The 14,612-nt window shown below is 73.5% G+C and carries 13 protein-coding genes and 2 tRNA genes; 6 read left to right on the top strand and 9 right to left on the bottom strand.

Annotated elements, in window-relative coordinates; translation table 11 throughout:
- The first annotated feature begins 54 nt into the window (after nucleotides 1-54).
- Nucleotides 55-1,437 carry a cystathionine beta-synthase gene (locus tag BD833_RS05060; RefSeq protein WP_166532001.1) on the top strand — a complete coding sequence of 461 codons (1,383 nt, stop codon included), beginning with the start codon at nucleotides 55-57 and terminating at the stop codon, nucleotides 1,435-1,437.
- A 77-nt stretch (nucleotides 1,438-1,514) separates the two neighbouring features.
- Entirely contained in the window at nucleotides 1,515-2,654 is a 1,140-nt protein-coding gene (locus BD833_RS05055; RefSeq protein ID WP_208092337.1) for a cystathionine gamma-synthase, read from the top strand.
- Between the two features lie 10 nt (nucleotides 2,655-2,664).
- Here the strand turns inward: BD833_RS05055 and BD833_RS05050 are convergent, their stop codons facing one another.
- Nucleotides 2,665-2,976 (bottom strand): antibiotic biosynthesis monooxygenase family protein, encoded by a 312-nt coding sequence (locus BD833_RS05050; protein WP_166531999.1) that lies wholly within the window; start codon nucleotides 2,974-2,976, stop codon nucleotides 2,665-2,667.
- 92 nt (nucleotides 2,977-3,068) lie between these two features.
- Between BD833_RS05050 and BD833_RS05045 the strand changes: the two genes are divergently transcribed.
- Complete coding sequence (locus tag BD833_RS05045; RefSeq protein ID WP_166531998.1) at nucleotides 3,069-3,953, top strand: glycosyltransferase family 2 protein; 885 nt, start codon at nucleotides 3,069-3,071, stop codon at nucleotides 3,951-3,953.
- Here the strand turns inward: BD833_RS05045 and BD833_RS05040 are convergent.
- The gene (locus BD833_RS05040; RefSeq protein WP_166531997.1) at nucleotides 3,931-4,800 is read right to left on the bottom strand and encodes a polysaccharide pyruvyl transferase family protein; all 870 of its coding nucleotides are present in this window, start codon (nucleotides 4,798-4,800) and stop codon (nucleotides 3,931-3,933) included. The two genes, BD833_RS05045 and BD833_RS05040, sit on opposite strands and share 23 nt — an antisense overlap.
- A gap of 105 nt (nucleotides 4,801-4,905) precedes the next feature.
- Between BD833_RS05040 and BD833_RS05035 the strand changes: the two genes are divergently transcribed.
- Nucleotides 4,906-5,415, top strand: a complete 510-nt coding sequence (locus tag BD833_RS05035; protein ID WP_166531996.1) for a VOC family protein — start codon at nucleotides 4,906-4,908, stop codon at nucleotides 5,413-5,415.
- 60 nt (nucleotides 5,416-5,475) lie between these two features.
- Here the strand turns inward: BD833_RS05035 and BD833_RS05030 are convergent, their stop codons facing one another.
- The 5 genes from BD833_RS05030 to BD833_RS05010 all read right to left on the bottom strand — a co-directional run bounded on the left by BD833_RS05030 (nucleotide 5,476) and on the right by BD833_RS05010 (nucleotide 9,200).
- On the bottom strand, nucleotides 5,476-5,766 hold the full coding sequence (locus BD833_RS05030) for a GNAT family N-acetyltransferase (protein ID WP_166531995.1): 291 nt from the start codon (nucleotides 5,764-5,766) through the stop codon (nucleotides 5,476-5,478).
- A 7-nt stretch (nucleotides 5,767-5,773) separates the two neighbouring features.
- Nucleotides 5,774-5,995, bottom strand: coding sequence for a ferredoxin (locus BD833_RS05025; RefSeq protein ID WP_243737452.1), 222 nt, complete (start codon nucleotides 5,993-5,995; stop codon nucleotides 5,774-5,776).
- Nucleotides 5,992-7,302, bottom strand: a complete 1,311-nt coding sequence (locus BD833_RS05020) for a cytochrome P450 (RefSeq protein WP_208092336.1) — start codon at nucleotides 7,300-7,302, stop codon at nucleotides 5,992-5,994. Before BD833_RS05020 ends, BD833_RS05025 begins: the two co-directional genes overlap by 4 nt.
- Before the next feature lie 142 nt (nucleotides 7,303-7,444).
- Nucleotides 7,445-7,521: transfer RNA gene (locus BD833_RS05015), tRNA-Met, on the bottom strand.
- A gap of 77 nt (nucleotides 7,522-7,598) precedes the next feature.
- Entirely contained in the window at nucleotides 7,599-9,200 is a 1,602-nt protein-coding gene (locus BD833_RS05010; protein WP_243737451.1) for a BCCT family transporter, read from the bottom strand.
- A 202-nt stretch (nucleotides 9,201-9,402) separates the two neighbouring features.
- On the opposite strand from BD833_RS05010, the gene BD833_RS05005 reads away from it, so the two are divergent.
- On the top strand, nucleotides 9,403-10,743 hold the full coding sequence (locus BD833_RS05005) for a threonine/serine exporter family protein (protein WP_166531994.1): 1,341 nt from the start codon (nucleotides 9,403-9,405) through the stop codon (nucleotides 10,741-10,743).
- Between the two features lie 112 nt (nucleotides 10,744-10,855).
- Entirely contained in the window at nucleotides 10,856-11,401 is a 546-nt protein-coding gene (locus tag BD833_RS05000; protein ID WP_166531993.1) for a hypothetical protein, read from the top strand.
- Nucleotides 11,402-11,507: 106 nt separating this feature from the next.
- Here the strand turns inward: BD833_RS05000 and BD833_RS04995 are convergent.
- Together BD833_RS04995 and BD833_RS04990 are read right to left on the bottom strand one after the other, a co-directional pair.
- Nucleotides 11,508-11,584 (bottom strand) — tRNA-Met (locus tag BD833_RS04995).
- 76 nt (nucleotides 11,585-11,660) lie between these two features.
- On the bottom strand, nucleotides 11,661-14,606 hold the full coding sequence (locus tag BD833_RS04990; RefSeq protein WP_243737462.1) for a UPF0182 family membrane protein: 2,946 nt from the start codon (nucleotides 14,604-14,606) through the stop codon (nucleotides 11,661-11,663).
- Nucleotides 14,607-14,612 lie beyond the last annotated feature (6 nt).

Raw genomic sequence — 14,612 nt, 5'->3', positions numbered from 1 at the left:
GATGAGCACGACCGGGCCGGCGACGCGGCCGCCCGGGTCCGAGGAGGCGCCACCGTGCAGTACGCCGAGTCCGTCGTCGACCTGGTCGGCAACACGCCGCTGGTCCGGCTGTCGTCCGTGACCCGTTCCCTGGGCCCGGGCGCGCCGCTGGTGCTGGCGAAGGTCGAGTACCTCAACCCGGGCGGGTCGGTGAAGGACCGCATCGCCGTCCGCATGGTCGACGCCGCCGAGGCCTCCGGTGAGCTGGGGCCGGGCGGCACGATCGTGGAGCCGACCAGCGGCAACACCGGCATCGGGCTGGCCCTGGTCGCCCAGCAGCGCGGCTACCGCTGCATCTTCGTCTGCCCCGACAAGGTCGGCCAGGAGAAGATCAACGTGCTCAAGGCCTACGGCGCCGAGGTGGTCGTCTGCCCGACCGCCGTCGACCCCGCCGACCCCCGGTCGTACTACTCGGTGTCCGACCGGCTGGCCCGTGAGACGCCCGGCGCCTGGAAGCCCGACCAGTACTCGAACCCGAACAACCCGCGCTCGCACTACGAGACCACCGGGCCGGAGATCTGGGCGCAGACCGACGGCCGGATCACCCACTTCGTCACCGGGGCCGGCACCGGCGGCACGATCAGCGGGGTCGGCCGCTACCTCAAGGAGCAGTCCGGCGGGCGGGTGCAGGTCATCGGCGCCGACCCCGAGGGCTCGGTGTACTCCGGGGGCACCGGACGCCCCTACCTGGTCGAGGGCGTGGGCGAGGACTTCTGGCCCAGCACCTACGACCGGGACGTCGCCGACGAGATCGTCGCGGTCTCCGACGGCGACTCCTTCGCGATGACCCGCCGGCTGGCCCGCGAGGAGGGGCTGCTGGTCGGTGGCTCCTGCGGCATGGCCGTGGCCGCGGCGCTGCGCGTGGCCGAGCGGCTGACCGAGGACGACGTCCTCGTGGTCCTGCTGCCCGACGGCGGCCGTGGCTACCTGGGCAAGATCTTCAACGACGCGTGGATGGCCGACTACGGCTTCGTCGAGGCCACCGGCGGGGAGACCGTCGGCGAGCTGCTGCACACCAAGTCCGGCGAGACGCCGACGCTGGTGCACACCCACCCGAACGAGACCGTCCGGGACGCCATCGACATCCTCCGCGAGTACGGGGTCAGCCAGCTCCCGGTGGTCCGGGCCGAGCCGCCGGTGACCGCGGGCGAGGTCGTCGGCTCCATCGACGAGAAGACGCTGCTCGACGCGCTGTTCGCCGGGAAGGCGTCGCTGGCCGACCGGGTGGAGAAGCACATGTCCCCGCCGCTGCCGATCGTCGGCTCCGGCGAGCCGGTCGGCTCCGCCGTCGCCCAGCTGGGTGCCGCCGACGCGCTGCTCGTGCACGTCGACGGCAAGCCCGCCGGCGTCGTCACCCGCCAGGACGTGCTGGGCCACCTCGCGGGGGTGACCCGGTGAGCCGCGAGAACGACGCCCGAGCGAGCATCGCAGCGAGCGCCAGCGAGCGAGGAGCGGAACGAGGGCGGAGTCGAGCCGTGCAGCAGGGCTTCAACACCCGCGCCATCCACGCCGGGCAGGACCCCGACCCGGCCACCGGCGCGGTCATCCCACCGCTGCACCTGACCACCACGTACAAGCAGGACGGCGTCGGCGGGCTGCGCGGCGGCTACGAGTACAGCCGCAGCGGCAACCCGACCCGCGACACGCTGCACGCGGCGCTCGCCGCGCTGGAGGAGGGCTCGACCGCCCTGGCGTTCGCGTCGGGGCTGGCCGCCGAGGACACCCTGCTGCGCACGGTGTGCCGCGCCGGGGACCACGTCGTCCTGGGTGGCGACGCCTACGGCGGCACGTTCCGGCTGATCTCCCGCGTGCTGTCCGAGTGGGGGCTGGAGCACACCCCGGTCGACCTGGACGACGCCGGCGCGCTGCGCGCGGCGATCCGCCCCACCACACGGGTGGTCTGGTGCGAGACGCCCAGCAACCCGCTGCTGAACATCACCGACATCGCGCGGACGGCGGAGATCGCCCACGAGGCCGGGGCGCTGCTCGTCGTCGACAACACCTTCGCCTCGCCGTACCTGCAACGGCCGCTGACGCTGGGCGCGGACGTGGTCGTGCACTCGACCACGAAGTACCTGGGCGGGCACTCGGACGTCGTCGGCGGTGCGCTCGTCACCCGGGACGCCGGCCTCGGCGAGCGGCTGGCCTACAACCACAACGCCATGGGCGCGGTGGCGGGCCCGTTCGACTCCTGGATGGTGCTGCGCAGCCTGAAGACGCTCGGCGTCCGGATGGACCGGCACTGCGCCAACGCCGCGCGCATCGCGGAGTTCCTCGCCGGCCGGCCCGACGTCGGGGCGGTGCTCTACCCCGGCCTGCCCGGGCACCCGGGCCACGAGACCGCGGCGAAGCAGATGTCCGGCTTCGGCGGGATGATCTCCTTCCGGCTCCGGGACGGCGAGGAGGCGGCCCTGCGGGTGTGCGAGCGCACCCGGCTGTTCACGCTGGCCGAGTCGCTCGGCGGGGTCGAGTCGCTGATCGAGCACCCGCACCGGATGACCCACGCCAGCGCCGCCGGCTCCCCGCTGGAGGTGCCGGCCGACCTCGTGCGGCTCTCCGTCGGCATCGAGGACGTCGACGACCTCCTGGCCGACCTCGAGCAGGCCCTCGGCTGAGGCCTCTGGCTCAGGGCACCGGGTGGCCGGAGGTCAGCACCGGCGCGAAGTGCTCCACCACCGGGAACGGGTCGTAGAAGTGGTGCAGCAGCTCGCGCCACTGCTGGTAGCCGGCCGACCCGCGGAACCCCTCGGTGTGGTCCTCCAGCCGCTCCCACCGCACCAGCAGCAGGTAGACGCCGTCCCGCTCGAGGCACCGCGTCAGCGACAGGCCGGCGAACCCGGGCACCGCGGAGATGATGCCGGAGGCGGCGCGGAACGCCTGCTCGAACTCCGCCCCCTGCCCCGGCCGGATCGACAGCTCCGCGCGTTCGAGCACCATCCCCGAACCGTACGGGGCCGTTCCGCGCGGGACATCCCGGAGCCGCCGCTCCCGGTGCATCACCGAGCCCTCGGCCGGGCAGGGTGATCGGCGTGCCGGCTCCCCGTACCAGCGTCGTGATCGCCACCCGCGACCGGCGGGCGTCCCTGCTGCGCTCGCCGGAGCGGCTCGTCGAACCCGGCGGGCCTCCGGTCGTGGTCGTCGACAACGGGTCCTCCGACGGCACCGCCGCCGCCGTCCGCGACCGGTATCCCGCGGTGGGGGTGGTGCCGCTGCCCGGCAACGCCGGAGCCGTCGCCCGCACCGTGGGCGTCCGGTCGACGTCCACCCCCTACGTCGGCTTCGCCGACGACGACTCGTGGTGGGCGGCGGGCGCCCTGGACCGCGCCGCCGACCTGCTCGACGCCCATCCGGCGGTGGCCCTCGTCGCCGGCCGAGTCCGGATGGCGCCGGACGGAGCGCTGGACGCGGTGTCGCGGAAACATCGGGCCGCCGTCCTCGGCACCACGCCGGGCAGCCCGGGGCCGGACGTGCTGAGCTACCCCGCCTTCGCCACCGTCGTCCGCCGCGACGCCTACCTCGCGGTGGGCGGCTTCTCCCCGCTGCTGTTCTTCGGCGGCGAGGAGCACCTGCTGGCCCTCGACCTCGCCGCGGCCGGCTGGCAGCAGGTCTACGCCGACGACGTGGTCGCCTGGCACGACCCCGCCGGCCCCGCGACGGTCGCGCAGGGCCGCTGGGCGCTGCAGACCCGCAACGACCTGCTGGTCGACTGGCTGCGCCGGCCGCTCGGCGTCGCGCTGCCTGCCGCCGGGCGGCTGGCCCGCCGGGCGCTGTCCGACCCGGCGGCGCGGACCGCCGTCCGGGGATGGCTGCGGCGGCTGCCGGCAGCCCTGCGGCAGCGCCGTCCGGTGCCCCCGGACGTCGAGCGCCGGTTCGCCCTGGCGCAGCGCCCGGTCAGCCTCCCAGCCGCCGGGTGAGCTCCGCGCGGAGATCGGCGTTGCCGGCCGCACCGAGCGCACGGGAGCGCGCCACGGCGGCGGAGAGCTCGCCACCCACGCAGCGGGCCAGGGCGTCGTCGAGGGCGTCCGCGGTGACCTCGTCGGCCCCCAGGACCAGGGGCCAGTCCAGCGCCCGCGCCTGACCGCTCACCTTGGCGCCGCCGTCGATCGGGTCGCAGGCGATCACCGGCCGGTCGTTCTTCAGCCCGAGCACCAGCCCGTGCAGCCGCATGCTGACCACGGCGTCGCACCGCCGCAGCAGCGCCTCGACCTGCGCCGGCCGCCGCGGGTGCGGCTTGGCGTACAGGTCGGTGTCGATCGGGAACCACGGCAGCGCGCGGGCGGCCAGCCACTCCTCGATCACCCCGCGCACCCGGTCGGCCCGGCTGCGGTCGCCGTACTCGCCCTGCACCGGCGCGAAGGCCACGGCGAGCACCGGGGCGTCGGGCACCGGGCCCTCGACGGCCAGGTCCGGCCGCGTGATCCCCGGGGCGTCGCGCTCCCACACCTCGTCGAACATCGTCCGGGCGACGTCGTCGCCGACCGAGACGTTCACCGCCCAGCGCTGCGCCGAGGCGAACGCGGCGGTGAGCTCCGGCAGCGGCGGGAGGTCGCCCACCGGGCCGGTGACGAAGAGCAGGTGGGTGTAGCCGGCCGGGTCGACGTCGCGCCAGTGCACCCCGCGCTCCAGGTAGGGCGCCCAGGCGACGTCGTGGGCGATCCCCAGCTCGGTCAGCCACCCGACGACGACGTCGGCCCCCAGCTCGTCGCCGACGGTGGCGATCACCTCGTCGAAGCTGAACCATCCGGCCACGAGCACGCGCATGATCTCCACCCTGGCAGGCGGGCAGCCGGCCGGCACGCCCGGGGAAGGAGATCACCCTCCCGGCGGTTGTCGGCGGTGACCGACCCCACCGGAGAGGACCGTGCCGTGACCACCCCCGACGCTCCCCGTGACCTTCCCGCGCTGGAGGCCGAGCGCGCCCGGATCCGCGAGACCCACCTCCGGCCCGCCGGTTCGCGACCCGCGTCCACCGCCCGGGGCCTGCACCACACCGCCCTGATCAGCAGCGACGTCGAGCGGACCGTCCGCTTCTACCAGGACGTCCTCGGCTTCCCGCTGACCGAGCTGATCGAGAACCGCGACTACCCCGGCTCGTCGCACTTCTTCTTCGACATCGGGAACGGCAACCTGCTGGCCTTCTTCGACTTCCCGGGCCTGGACGTCGGCCCCTACGCCGAGGTGCTCGGCGGGCTGCACCACATGGCGATCAGCGTCGACCCCGAGCGGTGGGAGCGGCTCGTCGAGCGGCTCACCGAGGCGGGCGTGCCGCACGAGGTGCACAGCGGCGTCTCGGTCTACTTCCGCGACCCCGACGACGCCCGCATCGAGCTGATCGCCGACCCGCTCGGGGAGATGTACGGCGCCACGGTCCTCTAGCGCGACCCGTTCTCCAGCGCTTCTCCGCCGCCCGCGAGGTCGCGGGCGGCGGAGGTCGGCTCAGCTGTCCCGGTCGGCCACCAGGTCGGCGTACTCGGGGTGCCGCTCGATCCAGCCGGCGACGAAGGAGCAGCGGGGCACGACCGACCCGCCCCGGGAGCGGACCTCGTCGAGCGCGGCCCGGACCAGGGTGCTGCCCAGCCCGGACTCCCCGGCGTCGGGGTCGACCTCGGTGTGGGTGAACACCACCGTGTCCCCCCGTCGTTCGTAGGCGGCCAGACCGAGCATGCGGTCGCCGCTGCGGATCTCGAACCGGTCGGACTCGGGGACGTCGGTGACTGTGGTCTCCATGGCCCGGTCAACCGGGCGTGGGTGGCGGCTGTTCCGCGCCCAGCCGGAGGGCCTGCGTCGGGCACTGCCGCACCGCCTCCTCGGCGTCGCGCAGGTCGCCGCCCTCGGGCTGCGGGCGCAGCACCACCACCGTGCCCTCGTCGCCCACCTCGAACAGGTCCGGCGCCAGCGCCTCGCAGGCCCCGGCCCCCACGCAGCGCTCGAGATCGGCCTCCAGCCGCAGGCTCACGAGGCCACCGTCAGCCGGGCCGGGAGCCGCTTGAGGCCGTTGACGAAGGAGGAGCGCAGCCGGGCCGGCGGGCCGGTCACCTCCAGGTCGGGCAGCTGCTCGAACACCTTGCGGAAGGTCACGGCCAGCTCCCGGCGGGCCAGGTGCGCACCCAGGCAGAAGTGCGGCCCCTTGGACCCGAAGCCGACGTGCGGGTTGGGGTCGCGCGCCAGGTCGAACCGGTGCGGCTCGGCGAAGACCTCGGGGTCGCGGTTGGCGGCGGCGTAGAACAGCAGGAACTTGTCGCCGGCGGCGAACCGGTAGCCGTTCAGCTCGCCGTCCCGGGTGGCGGTGCGCCGCATCCAGGTGATCGGGCTGGTCCAGCGGACGATCTCCTCCACCGCCGTCCGGGTCAGCGCCGGCTCGGCCACCCAGCGGGCCCGCTCGTCCGGGTGCTCCTGGAGCGCGAGGAGGCCCTGCGAGATGGCGTTGCGGGTGGTCTCGTTGCCCGCGACCAGCAGCAGGATGAAGAACGACGCGATCTCCTCGTGGGTCAGCTTCTCGCCGTCCACCTCGGTGGTGACCAGGGCGGTGGTCAGGTCGTCCGTGGGCTGCTGCACCCGCTCGGCGGCCAGCCGCTCCATGAGACCGGCCAGCTCGATGCCGGCCATGAGGACGCCGGTGAGCGGGTCCTCCTCGTCCTCGACGAGCTCCGGGTCGCCGCCGGAGAGGATGACGTTCGACTTCGCGAGCACCATCGCGCGGTCCTCGGCGGGGATGCCCATCATGTCGCAGATGACCCGCAGCGGGATCGGCGCCGCGAGGTCGGCGACGACGTCGAACGCGCCGTCGCCCTCGGCCGCCTTCCGGCGTACCTCGGCGAGGACGTCGTCGACGATGCCCTCCACCGAGTCCACGACCCGCTCGAGCATCCGGGGGGTGAACGTCTTGGCGACGATGCGCCGGATCTTCGCGTGCCGCGGGTCGTCCATGCTGATCAGCGAGCCGTAGAACTCGTTGAGGTCGGCCGGGATGTCCTGGATCGACACCGCGCCCTCCCCCGAGCAGAAGACCGCGGGCTGGCAGCTGATCGCCTCGAGGTCGGCGTAGCGGGTGACCGCGTGGTACCCGGGACCGCTGGCCAGGTTCGGGATCACCGGCTCGGCGAAGAAGGCGAACGGGCGCTCGGCGCGCAGCCGGTCGAACACCGCGTGCCGCTCGGCCGGCGGGCGCACCCAGAAGTCGCGGTCGGAGAGGTCGATGCCGAGATCGGCGGCGCCTGCCCGGTGGGGTGGCACGGTGCCGGGTGCAGGTGCGTCGACGGACACGATCGTCCTCCCGGGGCAGTGGTCGATGACCGCACGCTATTGAGATCCGCGGTGACGCACAACACACCCGCTCGGCCGGACGCCGGGGACATCTGCCGGGATGCACGAAGGCCTGGTCACCGTGGTGACCAGGCCTTCGTCGTGGTAGCGGGGACAGGATTCGAACCTGTGACCTCTGGGTTATGAGCCCAGCGAGCTACCGAGCTGCTCCACCCCGCGTCGGTAGAACCCACCCTACCAGCTCCGCGGCGGGTGGGTGCCGGGGGGCGGCACCCACCCGCCGCGAGGGGGCGGGATCAGGTCCGGCTGACGCCGTCCCCGGCCTCGGTCACCGGAGCGTCCCCGGGGACAGGAGCGCCGGGGGCCACCGGGGCGGCCGTGGCGCCCACCGGCACCGGCGCGGCCTCGGCCGCCGCGCGGCCGGGCAACCGCGGCTCGCCGCGCAGCGCCTTGACCAGCGACACGAGGACCAGCAGCAGCACGATCGCGAACGGGAACGCGGCCACGATCGAGGCCGTCTGCACACCGGCGAGACCACCGCTCACCAACAGCGCGGCCGCCGACGCCGAGATGACCAGCCCCCACACCACCGTGACCGAGCGCGCCGGGTCGGCGCCCTCCTTGGTGCTCAGGGACCCCAGCACGAAGGTGGCGGAGTCGGCGCTCGTGACGAAGAAGGTGACGATCAGGATCATCGCGCCGATACCGGCGATCACGCCGCCGGGCAGCGTGTCGAGCAGCCCGAACAACTGCGACTCGGTGGCCTGCCCCGCGAGCTCCGCGCCGTCCTGCTGCGCGAGGATCCCGGCTCCGCCGAAGACGGAGAACCACAGGCCGCTGACCAGCGTGGGCACACCGAGAACGCCGATCACGAACTCACGGATGGTGCGACCGCGGGAGATGCGCGCGATGAACGTCGCCACGAACGGCGACCAGGAGATCCACCACGCCCAGTAGAAGACCGTCCAGCCGTTGATCCACTCCGACCGCTCCGCGTCGAACGGGCCGGTCTGCAGGCTCATCGTGGGCAGCTCGGTGATGTAGCTGCCCAGAGTCGTGGTGAACGCCCCGACCAGCCGCCCCGTCGAGGCGGTGAAGAGCACGAAGGCGAACAGCAGCACGGCCAGGACCACGTTGGCGGTGGACAGCCACTTGATGCCGCGCTGAAGGCCCGAGAGCGCGGAGATCAGGAACAGCACCGTGACGACGGCGATGATGATCAGCTGGGTGCCGGAGCCGATGCTGAACCCGTCGTCGAGCGAGGCGAGTCCGCCGTTGACCTGCGCGGCGCCCAGCCCCAGCGAGGTGGCGACACCGAACACGGTCGCCACCACCGCGATGGTGTCGACCAGGGTGCCCAGCGGGCCGTCGACGCGGTCCCCGAGGAGCGGCCGCAGCGCGCCGCTGATGGTGGCCTTCCACCCGCGGCGGAAGCGGGCGTACGCCAGTGCCATGGCGAGCACCGCGTAGATGCCCCACGGGTGCAGACCCCAGTGGAAGAACGAGTAGCGCAGCGCGTCCCGTGCCGCCGCGGTCGTCTCCGGGGCGGCCGTGGGCGGGGTCAGGAAGTGCGACACCGGCTCGGCCACGCCCCAGAACACCAGCCCGATGCCCATCCCGGCGCTGAACAGCATCGCGAACCAGGCGGTGGTGGTGTACTCCGGCCGGTCGGTGTCCCGCCCCAGCCGGACCTTGCCCCACCGGGACGCCGCCACGACGATCACCGCGATCAGGACGGCCGTCGCGGTCAGCAGGTAGAACCAGCCGAACCGGTCGACGACGAAGCCGCGGGTGGCATCCGCGGCCGATGCCAGCGACTCCGGCGCGATCGCTCCCCACGCCACGAACGGCAGGACGACGAGCAACGAGGCCCAGAAGACGGTGGACGTTCGGCGCACGGGGTAGGACCTCCTGGATCGGTACAGCGGACAGCTGGATCGGGGCAGCGGAAAGGACCGGGGGCACCCTCTGCCACCGGCCCGATCTCTCAGCATGCAGGCCGGAGCCCCGGTTCGCACGCCGACAGGGGTGAGAAGGCCCACGGCGCCGCCCCGTCCGGCCGCGAGCGGACCGCCGGGAGCATCGGGGAGAGTGGGGGGCGTGTCGACCCCGCCCACCGGACCGCAGGACGCCTACCGCGCCGTGGAGCTGGCCCTCCGCGCCGGCGAGCTCCTGCTCTCGTCCGGGGCCAGCGCCGCCGAGGTGACCGCGACCTGCACCGCGGTGGCCCGCGCGGGTGGCCTGCGGGGCGTGGAGTGCGACATCACGTTCACCTCGATCACCGTCTCCGGGCACCCGGCCGACGACGACGTCCCGGTCAGCGACCTGCGCCTGGTGCAGCAGCGGGACCTGGACTACACCCGCGCCACCGTGGTGCACGACATCGTCGGCGACCTCACCGAGGGCCGGATCACCCCCACCGAGGCCGACCACCGTCTGGTGGCCGCGGGGCGGGCCCGGCAGCGGTACCCGCGGGCCGTCGTCATCTGCGCCCGGGCCACCCTCGCCGCGTCGGTGGCCGTGCTGCTCGGGGCCGGCGTGCTGGTCACCGCGTCCGCCTTCGGGGCGACCGTGCTGGTCGGCCTGGCGATCGACGGCCTGGGCCGCCGCGGGCTGCCCGCCTTCTTCCAGAACGCCGTCGGCGGGCTGATCGCCACCGTGGTGGCCCTCGCGCTCGTGGCCGCCGATCTCGGGGTGCGCCCCCCGCTGGTGATCGCGGGCGGCATCGTCCTGCTGCTCCCCGGCGTCACCCTCGTGGGCGCGGTCCACGATGCGATCACCGGCTTCTACGTCACGGCCAGCGCCCGGGCGTTCGAGACGTTCCTGCTCACGGCCGGGATCATCAGCGGCGTCGCCGTAGGCCTCTCGCTGGGGGTGCGCCTCGGCGTCCCGGTGCAGATGTGGGAGCCCGCGACCAGCGGGCTGGACGAGGTGCCGCTGCAGCTGGCCGCCGCCGCGGCCATCTCCGCCGCCTTCGCCGTCACCTACCACGCGCCACGGCGCACGCTCCTGCCCGCCGCGGCCGCCGGAGCGCTGGGCTGGGGGGTCTTCGTGGGGCTCGACCGGCTGGAGCTGTCCCCCACGCTGGCCTCGGCGGGCGCCGCCGTGGTCATCGGCCTGGGCAGCTACGCGCTGGCCCGCAGGCAGCGCGTCCCCGCCCTGGTCTACGTGGCCGCGGGCATCATCCCGCTGCTGCCCGGGCTGGCGATCTACCGCGGGCTGCGGCGGCTGACCGAGGGCGACACGCTCGGCGGCATCACGCTGCTCGGCAGCGCCGTGACCGTGGGGCTGGCCCTGGCCGCCGGCGCGCTGCTCGGCGAGTACATCGGCCAGGCCCTGCGCCGCAGCCGGGTGCCGGCGGAGCGCCGGCTGACCGGCCTCCTGCAGGCCCGGCCGGTGCGCCGGGCGCAGCGCGGCACCGCCGACGCGCAGCCGGGGTGAGGACGCGTCGGCACGGACGGCTGTGAACCGTGTGACGCACCGGCACACCGGCCGCCCGCGCCGGAGCGCGCCTTCCCCGGACAGCCCCGGCGCCCCGCCTACAGTCCGGTCCGTGGCGGGGGACGGAGCGGCGAGCAGGCTCGCCGGGAACCCGCAGCCGGTCGAGATCCACCACGCGGGCATCTGGTACTCCGGCGAGCTGCTCGGCTGGCGGCACACCCCGGACGGCCGGGTCGCCGCCCGCGTCCGCTGCACCGTCGACGGGCTGCGGCACTCGACGTGGAAGGACCTGGCCGAGCTCCGGCTCCCCGACCCCGCGCACCCGCCGCGCCGGGAGCCGTTCCCGGCCCGGCTGGCCCGTGCGGTCGGTGCCGCTGGGGCCGGCACGCGGGCCGTGGACGTCGACGAGGCCGACCGGACCCGCCCGCACTCGCTCCTCGCGGCGCTGACCTCCCGCCCGCACCCGCCGGCGCACGCGCTCACGCCGCCACCGGCACCGCGGACCGCCCCCGAGGCGGCCGCGCCCCCGGCACGCGGGCCCTCGTCGTCGCCCTCGCGCCCGCGCCCCACCCCGTACCGCCGCGCCCCGCGCCCGGCCGACGCACACCGGCGCCTCGCCGACGGGACGGTGGCGGCTGCGCGGTCCGGCGTCGGCTGAGCCCGCGCCCGGCCGGTGGCCGGGATCGCCGGAGCCGCTCGATGACGGGTCGGCCCAACCCCCAGAACGACGAAGGCCCGACCCCCTGGGGGCCGGGCCTTCGTGGTGGTAGCGGGGACAGGATTCGAACCTGTGACCTCTGGGTTATGAGCCCAGCGAGCTACCGAGCTGCTCCACCCCGCGTCGGTAGAACCAACCCTACCAGTTCTGCGGCGGGTGGGTGCCGGGGGGGGCGGCACCCACCCGCCGCGAGGGGCGGTCACCCGCCGCCGTTGGCCTCCTGCTGGGCCTGCTGGTAGGCGGTGACCGCCGCCTGCAGGTCCTCCAGCGCCTGGCCCTGGCCGGCGAAGTCGCCGGACCGCTGCGCCTCGGCCAGCGCGGCGAGGGCCGCGTTCATGCCCTCCACCGCCTGCTCCAGCCGGACCTCGACGGCGACGTCGCCGCCCCCGTCGGCCGGCGGCTCGGGCGCGTCCGTGTCCGGCGTCTCCGGGACGTCGGTGGACGCGTCGCCGTCGGCACCGGTGTCGTCGTTGTCGGGAGCCGAGTCCCCGGCCCCGTCACCGAACACCTGCTCCAGCGCCTCGGCCAGCGTGTCGGCGTAACCGACCCGGTCGCCGTAGTTGACCAGCACCTTCCGCAGCAGCGGGAAGGAGTTCTCCCCGGTGCCCTCCACGTACAGCGGCTCCACGTAGAGCAGGCCGCCGTCGCCGATCGGCAGGGTGAGCAGGTTGCCGAACACCGGCGTGGAATCGGCGCTGCGGAACAGGTTCAGGTCACGCGCGACCTCGTCGTTGGTGTTGAACGACTGCTGCACCTGCTGCGGCCCCCGGAAGGGCGTGTTCCCCGGCAACCGGAGCACCTGAAGCTTCCCGTAGTCCTCCCCTGGCTCGCTCGACGCGGAGATGAACGCGGAGAGATTCTGCCGGTTGAAGGCGTTCAGCGCGCTGGTCAGCTGGAACGTCGCCCCCTCCTCGCCCGGCCGCTCGGCGAGGATGTAGTACGGCGGCTGGTCCTGGTCGGTGTCCTGCGTCGGGTCGTCCGGGATCTGCCAGCGGTCGCTGCCGCTGTAGAACGCCTGCGCCTCGTCCACGTGGTACCGGGTGAGGATGTCCCGCTGCACCTTGAACAGGTCCTCGGGGTACCGGACGTGCGCCTTGACCTCCTCGGGCATCTCCTCGAAGGGCAGTACGACGCCGGGGAACGCCTTCATGAAGGTCTGGAGGACCGGGTCCTCCTGGTCCCACTCGTACAGCGTCACGGTGCCGTCGTAGGCGTCGACCGTGGCCTTCACCGAGTTGCGGATGTAGTTGAAGGTCTCGTTCGGCAGCGCCGTCGTCCCGGTGCCGGTCAGCGCGTCGGCCGCGGCCTCGCCGAGCTGCATCTGCTCGGCGTAGGGGTAGGCGTCGGAAGTGGTGTAGCCGTCGAGCATCCACAGGATCTCGCCGTCGATGACCGCGGGGTACGGGTCGCCGTCGACCTCGAGGAAGGGGGCGACCTTCTCCACCCGCTCCCGCGGGTCACGGACGTAGAGCACCTTGGACTCGTCGTTCACGGCACTGGAGAGCAGGAAGTTGCGCTCCCGGTAGTAGATGGCGAACGCCAGCTGCCGGAAGAAGCTGCCGATCTCGACGCCGCCCTCGCCTGCGTAGGTGTTGTTGATCTCCCGCTCCTCGGAGCCACCCTCGGGCTGGTCGAACTCCCGCGGCTCAGCACCCTCCGGGGCGCCCACCACGGAGTAGTCGTCGATCAGCTCGCCGTAGTAGATCCGGCTCTCCTCGACGTCGATCGTGCCGCGGGTGGGCAGGTCGCGGGTGGTGAAGTTCGGCTCGCCGCCCTCCTGGCCGGCCACGACCTCGTTGGCGGGCGCGGCCACGAACCCGTTGCCGTGGGTGTAGACCGCGTGCCGGTTGATCCAGGTGTCCTGGTTCTCCGAGAGGCCCGCGCTGTTGAGCTCGCGGACCGCGACGACGTAGTCGCGGGTCTCGCCGTCGATCGTGTAGCGGTCGATGTCCAGCTTCTCCGGGAAGCCGTACACGTTCCGGATCTGCTGCCGTGCCGTGAAGGTGTCCGACAGCACGTTCGGGTCGAGCAGGCGGGCGTTCTGGATCGTCTCCGAGTCGTTCTGGAGATCGACCTCCTCCGCCTCGGGGTCGGCCTCCTCGGCGGTGGACTGCCGGTAGTTCACGTAGTCGATCTCGGTGAGGTCGTAGGCCTCCCGCGTCGACTGGATGGCCTGCTCGATGAACGGCGCCTCCTTCTCGTTGGCGCTGGGCTTCACCACGAACTGCTGGACGATCGCCGGGTAGGCCACGCCGATGACCAGGCTGGACACCAGCAGCAGCACCAGGGCGGCGGCCGGGAGCAGGAAGTTGCGGACCACGATGTTGGCGAAGAAGGCCAGCGCGCAGACCGCCGCCACGAACACGAGGATCGTCTTCGGCGTGAGCAGCGCGTTGACGTCGGTGTAGCTCGCGCCGGTGAACACGTCACCGCGGCTGGAGTAGACCAGCCCGTACCGGTCCAGCCAGTAGGCGGCGGCCTTGAGCGCGACGAAGACCCCGAGCAGCACCGAGAGCTGCACCCGCGCGGCGGCGGTGAGCTTCTGCCCCGGGGTCTGCAGCCGCAGGCCACCGAAGACGTAGTGGGTCAGCATTGACCCGATCAGCGCCAGGATCGTGATGGCGAAGCCGAAGCCGAGCAGCAGCCGGTAGAAGGGGTAGTCGAAGACGAAGAACGACAGGTCGACGTTGAACAGCGGGTCGACGTTGCCGAAGTCGGTGCTGTACCGGAAGGACAGCCAGGTCTCCCAGCTGCTCTGCGCGGTGAAGCCGGCGAACAGCCCGAGGACGACGGCGATGCCGGTGAGCACCAGGCCGCGGCGCGGCTCCAGCGACTGCCGGTAGCGCTCGAGGTTCTGCTGCTCCAGCGACATCGGCCGGAACGTCGGCCGGAACCGGTAGGCGAGGTACATGGCCAGCGCGGTCAGCCCGCCGGTCGCGACGCCCGCCACGGCGAACAGCAGCGACCGGGTCTGGAGCTCGGTCCAGAACGTCTCGGTGAAGCCGGTGGACTCGAACCAGAGGTAGTCGACGTAGACGTTGGTGAGCGTCCCGACGACGGTGAACAGCACCAGCAGCACGGCGATGGCGCCGATGACCAGCTTCGCGCGCCGCGACAGCGTCGGTACCGGCACGGGGGGCCGCATGGCCAC

The sequence above is a fragment of the Blastococcus xanthinilyticus genome, assembly GCF_008124835.1.
Lineage (GTDB): Bacteria > Actinomycetota > Actinomycetes > Mycobacteriales > Geodermatophilaceae > Blastococcus > Blastococcus xanthinilyticus.
The sequence above is the reverse complement of the archived record's forward strand: the minus strand, read 5'-3'. Positions and strand labels throughout refer to the sequence as shown.